Source organism: Pedobacter sp. GR22-6, from assembly GCF_037402555.1.
Lineage (GTDB): Bacteria > Bacteroidota > Bacteroidia > Sphingobacteriales > Sphingobacteriaceae > Pedobacter.
The window spans coordinates 583,090-599,755 of record NZ_JBBEUC010000003.1; the positions used below are offsets into that span (position 1 = coordinate 583,090).

The 16,666-nt window shown below is 45.5% G+C and carries 11 protein-coding genes; 4 read left to right on the forward strand and 7 right to left on the reverse strand.

Features of this window, described 5'->3' with window-relative positions:
* Window positions 1–60 precede the first annotated feature (60 nt).
* The gene (locus tag WAE59_RS16460) at window positions 61–951 is read right to left on the reverse strand and encodes an inositol oxygenase family protein (protein ID WP_337857063.1); all 891 of its coding nucleotides are present in this window, start codon (window positions 949–951) and stop codon (window positions 61–63) included.
* Window positions 952–1,113: 162 nt separating this feature from the next.
* Between WAE59_RS16460 and WAE59_RS16465 the strand changes: the two genes are divergently transcribed.
* The 3 genes from WAE59_RS16465 to WAE59_RS16475 all read left to right on the forward strand — a co-directional run bounded on the left by WAE59_RS16465 (window position 1,114) and on the right by WAE59_RS16475 (window position 6,008).
* Window positions 1,114–2,124: a LacI family DNA-binding transcriptional regulator gene (locus tag WAE59_RS16465; RefSeq protein ID WP_337857064.1), complete on the forward strand. Its 1,011-nt coding sequence runs from the start codon at window positions 1,114–1,116 to the stop codon at window positions 2,122–2,124.
* Window positions 2,125–2,223: 99 nt separating this feature from the next.
* Window positions 2,224–4,518, forward strand: coding sequence for a GH92 family glycosyl hydrolase (locus WAE59_RS16470; RefSeq protein ID WP_337857065.1), 2,295 nt, complete (start codon window positions 2,224–2,226; stop codon window positions 4,516–4,518).
* Window positions 4,519–4,523: 5 nt separating this feature from the next.
* Window positions 4,524–6,008 (forward strand): glycoside hydrolase family 28 protein, encoded by a 1,485-nt coding sequence (locus WAE59_RS16475; protein ID WP_337857066.1) that lies wholly within the window; start codon window positions 4,524–4,526, stop codon window positions 6,006–6,008.
* 72 nt (window positions 6,009–6,080) lie between these two features.
* Here WAE59_RS16475 and WAE59_RS16480 read toward each other — a convergent pair whose 3' ends face one another.
* The 5 genes from WAE59_RS16480 to WAE59_RS16500 form a co-directional block, all read right to left on the reverse strand.
* A complete protein-coding gene (locus tag WAE59_RS16480) occupies window positions 6,081–7,331 on the reverse strand; it encodes a TlpA family protein disulfide reductase (RefSeq protein WP_337857067.1) in 1,251 nt (416 codons plus the stop codon).
* A 12-nt stretch (window positions 7,332–7,343) separates the two neighbouring features.
* The gene (locus tag WAE59_RS16485) at window positions 7,344–8,678 is read right to left on the reverse strand and encodes a RagB/SusD family nutrient uptake outer membrane protein (protein WP_337857068.1); all 1,335 of its coding nucleotides are present in this window, start codon (window positions 8,676–8,678) and stop codon (window positions 7,344–7,346) included.
* Between the two features lie 11 nt (window positions 8,679–8,689).
* Window positions 8,690–12,349 carry a SusC/RagA family TonB-linked outer membrane protein gene (locus WAE59_RS16490; protein WP_337857069.1) on the reverse strand — a complete coding sequence of 1,220 codons (3,660 nt, stop codon included), beginning with the start codon at window positions 12,347–12,349 and terminating at the stop codon, window positions 8,690–8,692.
* A gap of 229 nt (window positions 12,350–12,578) precedes the next feature.
* Complete coding sequence (locus tag WAE59_RS16495; RefSeq protein WP_337857070.1) at window positions 12,579–13,739, reverse strand: FecR family protein; 1,161 nt, start codon at window positions 13,737–13,739, stop codon at window positions 12,579–12,581.
* Between the two features lie 116 nt (window positions 13,740–13,855).
* Entirely contained in the window at window positions 13,856–14,449 is a 594-nt protein-coding gene (locus WAE59_RS16500; RefSeq protein WP_337857071.1) for an RNA polymerase sigma factor, read from the reverse strand.
* 145 nt (window positions 14,450–14,594) lie between these two features.
* On the opposite strand from WAE59_RS16500, the gene WAE59_RS16505 reads away from it, so the two are divergent.
* Window positions 14,595–16,490: a TlpA family protein disulfide reductase gene (locus WAE59_RS16505; RefSeq protein ID WP_337857072.1), complete on the forward strand. Its 1,896-nt coding sequence runs from the start codon at window positions 14,595–14,597 to the stop codon at window positions 16,488–16,490.
* Here WAE59_RS16505 and WAE59_RS16510 read toward each other — a convergent pair.
* Window positions 16,487–16,615, reverse strand: coding sequence for a hypothetical protein (locus WAE59_RS16510; protein ID WP_337857073.1), 129 nt, complete (start codon window positions 16,613–16,615; stop codon window positions 16,487–16,489). The two genes, WAE59_RS16505 and WAE59_RS16510, sit on opposite strands and share 4 nt — an antisense overlap.
* Window positions 16,616–16,666 lie beyond the last annotated feature (51 nt).

Genomic DNA, 16,666 nt, shown 5'->3' on the forward strand with positions numbered 1-16,666 from the left:
TGGGTAAGTTTAGTTTCATAACTGATTGGTTTAATAATATTTGGTGTACTGTTGCGGGATTTAAAATTTGAGGGTCAGGGGCAGGTATTTCGCCACCAGATCCTGGTAATAAGGCCTCAGTTCTTCCCAACTTTTCTGGTTCGGGTTTTTGGAATAGAGGTCATAGGGATTGAAGAGATTTACCCATTTGAACATTTCATGATCTTTCTCATTCATTAAATGTGTGTAAGCATTTTCTCTGTGCTGCGAGTAGAAAGAGTGATAGCGCAGCATATACAGTCCAGGCTCCGGAATGTAATCCTTCATCATGTGGTAGACATACTCATCATGTCCCCATGACATGTGTACATTGTCCAGCCCACAGTTTTCTGTATATACGCCCAATTTGGACTGGTAGATTTCTGACTTAAAATCAGGGTTCGCGGCAAAGAATTCCGGGTATACGATCTTATCTGAATATGCGCAGCCCACAGGGAAAGTATCACCTACTACGGCCCACTGCGGTTCTCCGAACAAACACAGGACTTTGCCCATGTCGTGGATCAATCCGACGAGTACCATCCAGTCGGGATGGCCATCGTTGCGGATGGCTTCCGAAGTCTGCAGCAGGTGCTGCATCTGATCGAGGTCTGTATCCGGGTCAGAGTCGTCTACCAGCTCATTCAGAAAATCGAAGGCATCCCAGATCGGCATTTCCTTTTTGTCGAACTTCAGGTAGTCGGCCTTCTTCTGCAATACGAAATCGTAGGTCTGGTAAGTATGGTTGAGCCGGTAAAATTCCTTTACCCCATCCTTTACATTTTCTTCATAGTTTCTGAAGGCCTCTTCCTTTTTATCCTTGTTGATTGCTGCCGGATCGGGGTAGCGGTTCAGTACATCTTCTTCCCATTCATCGAGGTTATGTAATGGGCTGTTCTGATCCTCAGCGGAGTTGATTTGGTTCGTGCTCATTAGATTTACAATTAATCTTAATTAGACAATTTGGCTAGTTTGTAAGTCTAAAGTTGTAGTTTTGATTAGTTAGATTTTCATATCTGACCCAATTTATTTACTTAACCGATTAAGTAATAATCGACTTTTATTGACCTAAACCACCAAATAATTGCTTGTAAAATGGCGAATGTTACCATTAAAATACTGGCTGAGCAACTGAACCTGTCTACCGCGGCTGTGTCAAAAGCATTAAGGGACAGCCATGAGATCAGTCCCCTCACCAAGCAGCGCGTACTCGATTTAGCAGCCAGTTTAAACTATGTTCCGCATCCGTATGCAGGCAGTTTAAGGGAGCGGAAAAGCAAGACAATTGCAGTGGTTTTACCCGAAGTGGCCGACAGTTTTTTTTCCCTGGCCCTGAATGGTATTGAAGAGGTCGCGATTGAAAAAGGTTACCATGCCCTGATCTACCTGACGCATGAAAGTTTTGAGCGGGAACAAGCTATTCTGAAAGACCTGGAGTCGGGCCGGGTAGACGGTGTCATCATGTCGGTGTCTATGAAAACCAACACCTTTGAGCACATCAAGCGCCTACAGCAGCGCATCCCCATGGTGTTTTTCGACAGGGTCTGTGAGGAGATAGATACTGCGAAAATCACAACCAATGATTACGAATGCGGTTATACCGCCACGCAGCACCTGATCGACAGGGGCTGCAAAAAAATAGCCCTGTTGTCTGTATCCGATTCCCTGTCCATCAGTTCGCAGCGCATGAAAGGCTACCAGCAGGCCTTGCTGGACAATGGCAGGGCCGACGACGCGCCCCGCATTGTTGCCTGCAGTGACGATGAGGCCACAAACTATGCCTTGATGATGGAACTGCTCCGCTCTGAAGACCGGCCGGATGGGATCGTCGCGACGGTGAGTAAAATGACTACCGAGATCTACCTCGCCTGCATGGAACTGAAAATCAATATTCCTGAAGACATCAAAGTGGTGTGTTTCTCCAATGATGCTTCGGCGCCGATCCTGAATCCTGCACTGACGACCATCACACAGCCGGCATTTGAAATGGGTAAGCTGGCAGCCACACTGATGTTCAAAGCACTTCAAAAGAAATATTTCCTGCTATCTGACCAAAGTGCTGTCATTCCCTCAGAACTGCGGATCCGTAGCTCTACCGGGCATTGACCTGATGTTACGTAATCGATTAAGTAAATAAATAAGAAGCAGCCTGCGGGATTAAAAGGTAAAATTCCCATTTTCGGGATCAACCAAATCTAAATTCCATTGAAGAAGGTAACCTGCTTCCTTATCCTTTGCTTATGTGCTGGCCTGCTGAATGCCTCAGCGCAGCAGACAAAGCTCCTGCAATATGTACAGCCCATGTCTGGAACTGCGGCGAGTACCACCATCTCTGCGTTGAAACATGGGGAGGATGGCTCGGAGAAATATGCGAATACCATTCCCGCAGTTGGAAGTCCATTTGGCATGACCCAATGGAGCCCCCAGACCAGGCTTAGCGAAGCGAAATGCCTGCCGCCCTATTATTATAAAGACAGTCTGTTGAATGGGTTCAGGGCAACGCATTGGATCAGTGGATCCTGCACACAGGATTATGGAAGTTTTACTTTTATGCCCATCACCGGCAAACTGCAGACCAGGGCTTCGTTGTATGCCAGTCCTTTTTCACATGCAACAGAGATCAGCACGCCTGCTTATTACAGGGTAGGGCTGCCCAGGTACCAGCTGCAGGCAGAAATAACGGCCACAGCACGCTGTGCCATGTTGCAGTTTACGATGGAAAAGGCCGATAGCCTCTATTTGCTGATCAGTCCCAACAGCGATGAAAACGAGGGTTACATTAAAATAGATTACGAGAAGGGCGAAGTGTACGGTTATAACCCGGTGCACCGCATCTACCAGGGATGGGGCAAATCTGCCGGCTTCAGTGGTTATTTCGTGATGAAGGTAGAACGCCTGTTTCAAAAGGGAGGTACTTTTAGTGAAGGAAATGTATTTAATACAGATAGTATTGCGCGGCTTAAAGATATAGGTGCATACCTGGGCTTCAGGTTGCAAAAGGGAGAACAACTACGGATCCGCGTAGGTACTTCCTTCAGTAGCATTGAAGGCGCCAGGAAAAACCTGGCAGCAGAGATTCCGGACTGGGATTTTGGCAGCTTAAAAGTCAAAAATGAGCAGGTTTGGGAGCAGGCACTAAGCCAGACACTGGTAGAAAGTGCAAAAGAAAAGGATAAAAGGGTATTCTACACCTCGCTGTACCATGTGATGCAACACCCAAGGCTGTATAACGATATTGATGGCAGCTATCCGAGGTTTGCCGGAGATTACCAGCTGAACGTTCTTCCTAAAGGCAATTATTATGACGATTTTTCCATGTGGGACATCTATAGGGCACATTTGCCATTAATGGAAATCCTGAAGCCGAAACTGGTCAATGACTGGGTAAATTCGGTGGTGTTGAAGGGCAGCCAGGGTGGATGGCTGCCCATCTTCCCCTGCTGGAACAACTATACTTCCGCCATGATCGGTGATCATACCACCGCTTTCATATCCTCTGCCTTCAATAAGGGGATCCGTGATTATGATGTCGGCGAAGCCTACCGGCTGATGAGAAAGAATGCTTTTGAGGTAGCAAATGATGCCGACTATAAGAACGGGATGGGTAGGAGGGCACTGAGCTCGTACTTGAAATACGGTTATATTCCGATGCAGGACAGTGTGCCGGAAGCCTTTCATAAAAAAGAGCAGGTGAGCCGTACCCTGGAATATGCTTATGACGATTATGCGCTGGCCCAGGTAGCGCGCAGTCTCGGTAAAACCGAGGATGCACTGCGCCTGACTAAAAGGGCTGGTAATTATAAAAATGTATTTGACCCTAAGGTGAACATGGTGCGCGGCCGTAATGAAGACGGCAGCTGGTATCCGGTATTCAACCCTGATACCCGTGAACCTTACATCACCGAGGGTACCCCCAGACAGTATACATTTTATGTGCCGCAGGATGTACCCGGACTTGCCCGCTTGCTGGGTGGAAGGGCAGGACTGGAGTTGGCCCTGGACAGCCTGTTCAGCAAAAAAGAGTACTGGCATGGCAATGAGCCCGGGCACCAGATCCCTTTTATGTACAACTATACCGGCACTCCATGGAAGAGTTCCCTGAAGGTACATCAGATTCTGGAAGAAGAATATAGCGATGGCCCGGGCGGACTGAGCGGCAACGATGATGCCGGACAGATGTCGGCCTGGTACGTATTTGCGGCAATGGGGTTCTATCCTTTAGATCCCGTGTCAGATCAGTACCTGCTGACAGTTCCATTGTTCAGCCATACCAAGATCCGGCTGGAAAGCGGAAAAGTTTTCGAGCTCATCAGGCATGGAGATTTGCAAAAAACACCGTATATACAGGGGCTCAAGCTGAATGGAAAACCTTATGCCTACACTTACATCCGCTATGCTGACATCCAGACCGGTGGGAAACTGGAATTCTTCCTGTCGGATAAGCCCGGTAAATGGGGCAGTTCAGCGCAATACCAGCCAAAAGGTTTGACACAACGATAAGAACTATGATGAACATCCAAAAAACATACCTGTCGCTTTTCCGCATTTTTCTACTATGTGCGGTACCATTTATGGGTAAGGCCAGTGCAGAGTTTAGCCCGCAAAACGACTATTCCATCAGCGCGTATGGGGCATTAGGAGATGGTAAACACGATGATGCTGCGGCTATCCAGAAAGCAATTGATGCCTGCTCTGCTGCGGGAGGAGGAAGGGTAGTCATCCCCGCTGGAAAAACTTACCTCGCAGGGCCCTTTAAACTCAAGTCCAACGTCGAATTTCATGTTGAAGCCAATGCCAGGGTACTGGCCAATCCCGACGAACAGGTGTATAAGGAAAGTGCTTTCAGGGCAAATGTAGGAGAGGGGACGATCTGGATCGGAGGGGAACGACTGGAAAATGTGACCCTTTCCGGAAGCGGTATTATAGACGGGAATGGGGTTTCCTTTATGGGAGCTGAACTCGAAGATTCCTATGTCCTGAAACCTTTCAATGTTCTGGATCCCCGCCCGCATGTGCTGACCATTATTGGCGGCAGGAACATCAGGATCCATGACCTGACCATCCGCAATTCCGCTTACTGGACGGTACACCTGATCGGTTGTGACGACGTGGTGATAGACAATATTACCTTATTGAACAGCCTTAAAGTGCGCAACAGTGATGGGATTGACCTTGACCACAGTAAAAATGTGCGCATCAGCAATTGCTACATTGAATCGGGGGATGATTGTATTTGTTTGAAAAACAGGCGTGAATATGAAGAGTTCGGTGCCTGCGAAAATATTGTGGTGACGAATTGCACCATGACTTCACGTTCCTGTGCCATCAAGATCGGCTCAGAGAATATGGACAGCATCAATAATGTGCTGATCAGTAATTGTGTGATCACAAAAAGTAACCGCGGAATCGGAATTCAAAACCGTGATGAAGGTACCGTCTCTAACGTGATCTTTTCCAATATCCTGATCGACTCCCATTTGTTCTCGGATGTGTGGTGGGGAAAAGCTGAGCCCATCTACATCACTGCATACCGTCGTGCCAAAGGCAATAACAAAGACGCCAACTGGCGTTTCCCCAAAGGTGCTACAGAAGGAAAGGTAGGGGCTGTGCGCAACATTACTTTTTCCAATGTAAAATGCAGCAGTGAAAATGGGGTGTATGTGAGTGCCGAATCGGCAGATAAGGTATCAGGAATCTTTTTCGATCAGGTGGATTTGCATATTGCCAAGACAACCAGTATTCCCGGAGGCATTTACGACCGGAGGCCTAGTGAAGCCGAAGGATTGGTGAAAAGCAGCATCTCTGGTTTTTACCTGGAAAATGCTACGGGCATCAAAGTGAGAAACAGTTCAGTGACCTGGGGCAAGGAACTTCCTGCCTATTATGGACATGCTCTTTTTAGTCGAAAAGTGACTGAACTGCAATTGCTGAATTTTGAAGGAAATGCTGCCTTCAAGGGCAAAACTGTTGCGATTAAGAACGAGAAATAATCTGTTTACATCAAGCTATATGGTTAAAAAAAGGCCGGAAGCAACTGCTTCCGGCCTTTTTTTATTGGAGCTTTATTTAAGCAGTTTGTCCAGCTGCTGGCGCAGCAGCGGATCAGAAGGGCGGTACGCATCTCCGGAAACGATCTTTCCTGTTGGATCGATCAGGATGAACCTGGGAATGGAATTGATGTTGAACTTTTTGACGAAATCAGTACTGAAATCCTGATCTGACATCAGCTGGATCCCGCCCAGGTTGTGTTCCTTTACATAACTGATCCACTTGGTCTTGTCGACCATGCGGTCTACAGAAAGACTTACAAATTGTACGTTCTTACCTTCGTAGTCATGCTCTACTTTTTGCAGAAAGGGGATTTCGGCTTTGCATGGTCCGCACCAGGTAGCCCATACATCGATATACACATATTTACCCCTGAGTGATTTTAAAGATACCATTTGACCGTTGACATTCGGGAAATTGAAATCCGGAGACATGGCTTTTCCAGTCATCATTTTGTAGTTTGCATATACAGTTTCGATCTCCTTTTTGTATTCCGGATTTGTAGCACTTGCCATAAAGTTCTGATAAGCCTGTTGCTTGGCGGTACTGTCCTTCACCATTTTAAGGATTTCCCCGGTGAACTGGTAGCTGAGGTAATCTTTGATGAAACCTGCAGGAACATCATTGGTGACTACCTTTAGTTTCACAATAGAAGTTCCTGTATAGCCCAGGGTAGTATCTGCCCTGTATTTGGTGTTCCTGAAGTAAGTGATGTAATTGCCGATCCAGGAGCGGTAGGCTGCCGATCTTTTAAACAAGGCCTCATTGTCCAATTCCGGGTTTTGGTAGACGGTCGCCATCAATGTGTTCCGTTCAGCTGGGGCGAGTGTTTTGACGAAGGCTTTTTTCTGCGCTTCCATCATATAGGTCATGAATTTTGGGTCGGCTTTTTTCTCGGTCAGGATTTTTTCCAGGTTGAGCATTCCCAGGGAATCCATTCCATAGAGTGACACACATTGCCTCAATGCTTCCCTGCTGATGAAATCAATATCTTTTTCTACCAGGCTTTTAAGGGCTGCGCTTTTTTGCTTCTTTGCTTCGGGCAGCATGGCACTTTTGAAGTTTTCCAGTTTTTGCCGGACTTCATCAAGGGGCATCACATAAAATTTGTAAAGATAGCCCCCGTCCTTGCTCATGGGCAGGTATTTGGCCAAAACTTTATTTTTCTCGGGAAGAAGGTCGTCTTTCAATGCAGATTTGCTGATCTGGGCTGAACTCGAATAGCCAATTAGTGCCAGTGCTGCCAGGCTGATTATTTTTTTCATATGATTGGTGTTTTATTTAAAGTTACGTTCCATCCCCGGATTGAATAAAGTTACTCTTACAGGGATTTCAAAAGTATATTTTGGACTATGTGGGGGCAAAGATGCATCTACGCCCTGTGTGTCCGGATTGATGCGCCTGACTTCAGGCATACGTCCCTCTCTGTCCAGGCGCTTCATGTCGAACCAGCGGACACCGCTGTAAGCCAGTTCCCTTCTGCGTTCTGCAAGTACCTTGAGCAATGCATCTTCTCCATTCGCTGCGGTCTGATCCGCGTAACTGGCTGTTTTAATTCTTTTTTTCCTCAGGTCATTGACAATGGCCATGGCTTCATTGAACTTGCCTTCCCTGGCCAGCAGTTCCGCTTTAGTAAGGTACATTTCGGGAAATGTGGTGCCAAAATTGTAGGTTCCGGGGAGTGAAGCACGGCCTAGTCCATTGTTGTTGGTTACGGTTAGAAACTGATACCTGATGTCTGAACTGTCGAAGAAGCTCTTCAGGTCTGCCGAATACAGCATAAAAACCGGACTTCCACTGATCGCCGATCTTTGCCAGAGGACCTCTGGGTTCAGGTCATATACCGGCAATTGTGTATAAGCCGTATAGTTGTTGTAATTGAGCAGCGTATGTGGGGCCAATAAAGCCAGATCGGTATATTCTTTGGCTTTTGGATAATTGGCCATATAAAGGTATACACGGCTCAGCAGACTATAAGCGGCATATTTGCTCACCCTGTAGCGGTTGATGTTACTTTCAGGTAATGCGGGAATGGCAGTGCTCACATCATTAATGATGCCATCAAGAGTCACCTGAACGGATGACCTTGCCGGTACTTTATCAGTGACGTTGATGCTGGTAACCAAGGGCAATCCGGGATCCGTTGCCGCTGTGGCAGGATCGTAAGCTTTTCCAAATACCGTCAGCAGGTTGAGGTAGCAATAGGCACGGACGACTAATGCTTCGGCCTTCACACGCTCTTTTTGCGCAACAGTTCCGTCTGCAGCTTTCATTACTCCATTAATGACCACATTTGTGCTGTAAATGCTGTTGTAAAGTGCTCCCCAGACATCCGGACTGGCATTTTCATTGACAGTGATGATCGGCCTCCAATAATATCCATTGGCTGTAGCAGACTGACTCAGCTGATCGAGTTTATTGAAATTGTCGTCCGCAAAATCCAGGAGATTGATGGGGAATGTTTTGTTCATTGCCGGAGCATTTAGCACACCCTCGTAGTCTGCCAGTTTTTCCGGAATTACAATCCCTTTTGGTTTTACATCCAGGAACTTACTGCAAGCTGAGAAGAGATTGGCAACAAGGATTAAAAGTACAATATATCTGATCTTCATGACATTCATTTTTAAAAATTAGTAGAAAAGGTAAGACTGTAAAAGGGCTGTGTTTCAAGCCTCCTCTGTCCGGTATTCCTATTGATCGCTTCAGGATCAATATCGTTGCCGCTAAAGGTATAGCGGAAAGGATTCTGAGCCTGAAAACGTAGTTGTGTATTGTTTAGCCCGATTTTCTGTAGGAAGGGGGCTTTTGCATTGTAGGTAATTACTATATCCCTCAGGCGAATGTAATCCGCTTTGCGTACGAATTCAGAAGCATACTGATAACCATAAAGTGCATAAGACTGATAGTACCCCGGTGCACTGCTGCTGGCCCTGACATATCCGGGAATGCGGGTTTGCTGCTCATCACCGGTTTTTCTCCAGAAATTATTCGATCCTTCAAGCGGATTGTTGGCAAAAAAGCCGATGTTGTTTGGATTGGGTTGCTCTACGCGCATCACATGACCACCATAATACATGAGCAGGAAAGACAGATCGAAAGCACCGATGCTAAACTGATTGTTAAGGCCTAATGCATATTTTGGCGTAGTAGTGCCGTTATAGATCAGGTCATCTTTGGTTACATCTACCTGGCTGGTACCATAAAAGGCCAGTATTTTTTTGTTGCCTGCCTTGTCCAGCACATAAGGCTGACCGATTTCATTCAGTCCGCCATAGTTGTAACTGAACAATGCCCCCAAGGGAAGCCCTTTTATGGAGTTTGTACCTGAGGTGATCAGTTGAGAATTTGCAAATTCGGTAGCCTTCACTTCGAGCACTTTGTTGTCATTGAACGAAGCCGTGAGCTGCGTACGCCATTGAAATTTACGTTGCTTGATGTTGTTGCTGCTCACCATCAGTTCCAGACCTTGATTTCTAATAGAGGCAGTATTGGCATAATATTCATTGAAGCCGGAAGTGGGATCTGCATCGAAACGCCCAAAGACGTCCTTGGTTTTCTTGACATACCAGTCTACCGATCCGGAGATCCTGTCTTTCAGCAGGCTGTAATCGAGACCCACATTGTAATTTTGTGTTGTCTCCCAGCGCAGGGATTGATTTTCAGGAGTCAGCACACTGTTGTAAGCCAGTGGGACTGTAAGTGAAGTATTCAGGCCCGTAGCCAGAATGAGGAAGGCACCGTTGTTACTGCTCGGCACGTTTCCATTGAAGCCCGTGGCCGCCCTTAACTGCATGCTGGTGATCCAATCCTGCCGCTTGATGAATTCTTCTTCTCCAAGTCTCCAGTTCAGACCTGCCGACCATAGGGGCTTGTTGCGGTATTTTGGATCTACACCAAAGAGGTTCGACTGATCAAAGCGCAGACTTCCTGTGGCCACATACTTACCTTTGAAAATATAAGTGCCCTGCCCGTAAAAGGACATGAACCGCCTGTCTGTCTCGGTCTCACCGAAGTAATTCGTACTCCGGAAAAAGGTGCCGAAACCCACATTTTCAAAAGCTGGCGATGAAACCGCGTTCAAGCCGATCATGTTGATGGGTTTGGTGATCAGCGTTTGTCCGTCATATCCAAAGAACGAAGTTTTATATCCTCTGTTGATGGTGCGTTTTTGCTCTGCACCGAGGATGGCAGAAAAATCATGGTTATTGCCGTCAAACTTGTGGTTTAAATTCAGTTGTCCTCTCAATGTATAATTTGTAATCCGCTGATTGTTCCTGACGAGTATATTGCCCTGTGGCATATTGGTAAACATGGCCTTTCCTGTGGTGGCATTTTTTAATGCTGTAGTATTGAGCAGCACACGGGTATTATAGGCATCCTCATATTGCAACTGGTCCAGGATGACATTCTGATTTTCATAATTACCGCCCAGATCCATGCTCAGCCAGTCTGTGATTTTGGTATTCAGACGTCCCTGAAATTTCACTGAAGATCCTTTGGAAGTGTTTACGTTACTCGAGAGTTCCCGATAGGGATAATACTGCATGTCATATAAGCCCGCAGCCATCAGGTCATCATTTTTCTGTTTAGTGATGGCCCTTCCCAGGTAATCCCTGCCCGGATCGAGGGTCACGGGGAGTGCATTTCCTTGTTCATCTGCCAAATGTTCATAGGGGAAAAAATCCGAGTAAGCAGGGGTATTCCCGCTTCGGTCGAGATAATTGGTATAGGTCCCTTTAAAATCGAAATTAAACCTTTCTGAGAATTTGAAGGTATTGGCCATATTCAACATGAACTGTTCATTTTCCGATTTGCGGTTTACGGGGATTTCATTGATGTAATTCAGTCCCAGCACATAGGTATTCCTTTCGCTTCCTCCGCTTACATCAAAGTTTACGTTTTTTGCCTGCCTTTTCTGGTAAAATAAGTGCTCGTATTCCTTCAGGTTATCGTAAGATCCGAGGCTGCGCAGTTTCTCGTCTACTTGTGCCTGGCTAAGCAGTGGATTGGATACGCTTAATTGCGTCTGGCCGAACAGTATTTGCTCAGCAGGATTCATTTTGTAGTAACCCAGGTCATACAATACAAAGGAAGGTTTTGCCACATTGAAATATTCTTTTTGCAGTTGCACAAATTCACTAGCCGGGGCATATTTCAGGTAACTGAAGTCCGGCTTATTCTGAATTGCATAGGTGCTCCTTAGATTGAAAACAGGTTTTCCGGATTTACCCCGTCTGGTCTCCACAATGATGACACCATTAGATGCCCTGACACCATAAATTGCTGCTGCGGCGGCATCCCTGAGTACGCTCACTGATACAATATCATTTGGATTGATGGTCCGGAGGTCTATTTCAGTAGGAAAACCGTCAATTACGATCAGGGGTTGCTTTACAGCATCAAAGGTGGATACCCCCCGGATTGTCAGTTCACCGGATTGAGAATTGTAGATCAATCCAGGGATTTTACCCTCCAGACTTTCGAGGAAGTTTCCGGTTACGGCAATCCTCTGCTGATATTGCGCTTCGTTCAGGGTAGAAGCAGCCCCGGTCAGTTGATCCTTCTTGATCTTTTGGTAACCTGTGGAGATCATTACTTCGCTCAGTTCTTCATCTTCAGGTTGAATGGCAATGTTCAATACTGGTTTCACAGCTACTTCGAGCGTTTTGTACCCCATATAAGAGATCACCAGAATGGCCTTTTCTTCTACTCCTTTGAAGCCAAAAGTGCCGGCAGCTCCGGTGATCACCAGGCGGTTGGAGTGTTTGATTTTTACGGTAGCCCCGGCCAGAGGCAGGCCTTTTTCGTCCCTGACGGTTCCGGAGACGTCGATTTCACTAAAGACTTCTGTGAGACGGTCCAGGAAAGATTTCTCCCGGCGCTCTACGATGATGTTCTTGTCGCGGATCGTGTAGCTCAAGGCCTGTCCGTAAAAGCTCTCGTTGAGCACTTCTTCAATAGAGGCTTCACTGAAATTCACATCCAGCCTTCTGTTCTGGTCTATTTTGGAATCCGCATAGAAAATACTGTAGCCCGTTTGCCGGGTGATTTCCCTGAACAGTTGTTTGAAGCTGACCTCCTTTCGGCTGAAAGTAATCTTTTGCGCAAAGCTACTTGCGCTCACCTGTATGATGCAAACGATTAATAAAACTGTAGTAATGTTAGCCCGCATAAGCCATTTTCTTTTAGTGTCGCCGCTGATTCGGCTGTCCGCGTTCATTTTCAGCGGGAATTTTTTCAGGTGCAGGTGGTTCCAGCACGAATTCTTAGTACAAAATTTCATACATTTGATTGTTTGGATTTGACTCGAAATGAGATTTTAACGAATAATTGACGAGATGATCTGAACATTTGGCCAGGGGTGTTGGACGCACTCCTGGTTGTGTATCATACTTTCTCCGATTGGTCGGTTATTCCAACATCAGGGGCCTGCTTTCTGGTAAATTTTCTTCATGCTTGATTGGTTTAGTTATTGATTATTTAAGCGGGTTGGTTAGTCCTGCGATGATTTATTAATACATGACGGTTACTTTTTTCCCTGCTACTTTGAAACGGATGCCTTCACTTTCGGCCAATAGCTTGAGTACAGTGGAGATGGTCCCATATTTCGAAATCGTCCCACTGTATGTCTTTTCTGCTTTCTCCTGGCCGTCATATTGTACCTCTACGTCGTACCATCTGGCGATTTTTCTCATCACTGAGGTCAGGCTTTCGTTTTCAAAGTTGAAAATCCCATTTTTCCAGTCAGTGAAAACCTCTGCTTTTACCTCAGCCACGGTGATGCCTGATTTATTGAACTTCGATTGTTGGTTTGGTTTCAGTAGTGTATGCTTGTTGATGCGTACTGAGCCTTCCAGTAGGGTGGTACGGATTGAGGGTTCATCGGTATAGCTGTTGACATTAAAATGCGTACCCAATACTTCCAATTCCTGCAGCCCGCTTTGCACAATAAAAGGATGTGCCTTGTCCTTTGCAATTTCAAAATAGCCCTCACCTGTAAAACTCACGCGGCGTTGGGTCTGCAATGTAAGATTGACAGGATAAGTTAAAGAAGATGCTGCATTCAGCCAGACCATAGATCCGTCTGGCAAGCGTACCTGATAGGTTTCACCTTTGGATGTAGAAAGCGTATTTAATGCCTGAGCATCTTTTCCGGTTCCTTTGATTTCATAAACCAATTGCCCATTTGCGGATTTTGTGATCGTTACGCCAGACTCATTGGCCAGTTCGCCATCTGAAGCCTCAGAAAGTCTGATTTTCTTTCCATTTGCCAGGGTTAAAGTTGCGCCATGTTTGCCCGGAGAGATATCCTTATTGTAGGCGATTTCAACCAGTTCATTGCGGCTCTTGCTAAAGTAAAATAAGCCTGCAGCAAAAATGACCAGCGCAACTGCAGCTGCGATTGCTGGTCTTGTCCAGAGCACCCGGGTTTTCATGGCCGGCTTAACGCCGCTTTCGCCCTTGAGTATCTGCGCTAATACCTGGGCTTGTTGAAGTTCGTCCATTTCATAGGGCCCGGTTTCCTGGTCGTACTCCAGGCCCAGGCGTTCTTCTATTTCAACCTGAAAGACCGGGTTGTCAAAATAACCGAGCAGTTCAGCTTTTTCCAACTCAGACATTGAGGCTTTAAAATAACTGTCTAATAATTGCTGAAGTCTTGAATTGTTTCCCATGCGCATTTGGCCGAATTATTCAGGCCCTTTAATGGTATGACACGGGAGCAGCCATCTTACAGGGTAGTGTTTTTTGAAATATTTGTTAAGTCGTTGTTTTACAGTTGGATTGTTTTTTATTTGTTGAACAGGCTGAGGATAAATAGCGGGTATACAACAGCATGTTTTTTAAAATGCATTCTGATTTTCATCAGTGCCGCTTTCATGTAAGCATTTACCGTTTGGGGGGAGATGTTCATTTCAGCTGCTGCCTCTTCATATTTCAGCCCCTGCTGGTGGCAGAGTTGATAAACCAGGCGCTGCTGAGGGGAGAGTGCTTCAATTGCCTCATTCAGGATGCTGTTGACTTCGTTATATTCCAACTGAAGGATTGTAGATTCATCGCTTTCATCATAAGCTCTGGTGAATTCACTGACTGTTTTGGCCAATTGTAATTGTTGACGGACAATGTTCAAAGAATGGTTGCGTACAAGGCGATTTAAATAACCACCAAAATTTTTTACCTCCCTGAGCTCTTCTCTATTCAGCCAGATCTTTAGAAAGATGTCCTGTACTACTTCTCCTGCACTTTCATCAGAAGCCGTAATCCTTTTACTGAAACTGAAAATGAAACGCTGGTAATGCTTAAAGATTGCAGTGAAGGCACGTTGGTCACCCTCGGCTATTTGAGCCAGCAGTTCAGTTTCATTTTCAAGGAGTTTATGGACCATAATTGCGACCCTATAAAACTAAGGATTTTTGAGGCTGCAACAAAATAGGCAGGCCAAAGGAATGTAATCAGTATTTGATGCCGTATAAATTTATAGGAATAAGTGTTATATTTATGTTTTATAATCCAATATTTAGCTCTTACCTATGAAATCTTTCAAAAATATCCTTGCTGCAATATTGATGTTGCTGCCATTTTGCCTTACTGCACAGGTCACATTTCTAAATCCGAAGCCGGAGGCGGGAAGTATGCTGAAGTTTAGCTATGACCCGAGCGGTACGAAATTGGCAGGCAAAGATGATATAGAATGCTATGCTTATGTCTTTCATCAGACCAAACAACAAATATCTCCTGTGAAATTGATCAGGGAAGGCTCGGTGTATAATGGAACGTTCCAGACCACTGATAGCACCAGCCTGGTTGCTCTGCAGATTTCATCTGATGGCATGATTGACGATAATTCAAAAGGTTATTATATAACAATGTTTAAAAACGGGAAACCTACTGCATATACCCATTTAAGTGAAGCGATATTGCTTGATTACTATGGTGAAAATCTCAGGATGAAGCCCAATTTTGCGAAGGCAAGTCAACTGTATCTACAGGCATTTGGTTTGCAGCCGGACTTGAAAAGAGGTCAGCCCGAATACCGTTATATGGTCAGCTCCTACAATGCTGATCCTGTAAAAGGCGGGGAAATACTGAGGACAAAAATTGCCCAGTTGTCCAGGGCATCCGATGAGCAATCGATGTCGATGCTGAGCAGCTTGTATCACGTAATGAAACAACCGGCTAAAGTTGATTCTGTCAATAACCTGATGCTCGCTAAATTCCCGACGGGATCTTATGCATGGTCTGTGGATTACAATGCAATTATCAGGTTAAAAGATCCGGTGGCTATGGAGCGTAAAGTGATAGATTTCAAAAAGAAATATGGTTATGGCGATAGTAAGGCTGATGCGCAAAAAATGTCCTGGATCTATGAACGACTTGCCGGCGCATATGGAGCCGCCGGAAATTACGATAAGTTTGACCTTTATTCCAGTCAAATTGCCGATAAGGTGAACCGGGCTGCCCTGTATAATAGTATTGCCTGGCCGCTGGCGGAAAAGAACGAAAACTCCGGTTTTGCTGCAAGGATTTCAAAACTATCACTTGATCTTTTGGATGCGGCTAAAGCGGACGAGTATCCAGCATATTTCCAAAACAAAGAAAGCTACCTGGCCAGCTTGAAGCGCAGCCATGCAATGTATGCAGATACCTATGCACTGATCTTGCACAATTTAGGAAATGATAAAGATGCGGTAACTCATCAGGAAAGTGCAATGGAATTTAGCGATGCAGATGGCAATGAGCGTTATGTAATGTATCTGGATCTTTCTGGGAATAAAGAGAAAGCACTTGCACAAGCGGAAGGTTTTCTAAGAGAAGGTAAGGGGACGGAAGCGATGAAAAATCGGTTAAAAGCGCTGTATGAGCTGAACACTTCAACGATGCCATTTGAAACTTATATTGCCAATCTGGAAAAAGCAGCTCATGAAAGAGGGGTAGCAGAATGGAAGAAAAAGATGATCAATATCCCTGCGCCGGCATTTTCCCTGCTCAATATGAAGGGTGAGACTGTGAGTTTAGCCAGCCTGAAAGGTAAAGTCGTGGTGTTGGATTATTGGGCAACCTGGTGCGGACCATGTGTTGCTTCCTTTCCGGGAATGCAAAAAGCGGTGACGAAATATGCGAATAATCCGAATGTGGTATTTCTTTTTATCAATACAAGGCAAACTGAAGGCAATAGGGAGGAACTGGTGCAAAAATTCATTGCCGAAAAGAAATATACCTTCAATGTGTTGTATGACACGAAGAGTAAAAAAGATCCGTCTCAATTTGACCTGATCAATGCCTACGAAGTATCCGGCATACCAACGAAATTCATCATTGATGGCGAAGGGAAAATCCGCTTCAAAGTAGTCGGCTTTTCGGGTTCTGCCGATAGCGTAGTGAAGGAACTGGATACGATGATCAGCCTGGCAAGTGCTAAGCCTTAAAGAAAATACCACATTATTGCGATCACAATGATCGATAAGATGATCGCAATCGTATAGCTCAAACGGTCTTTTTTGGGATCGCTTTTGAATTTGTAGTCTCTTTTATAATCTGATGGTAAACGCATGATGAACTCCTTTCTTTATATAACGATGTGCAATGGTTTCAGTTTCCATAA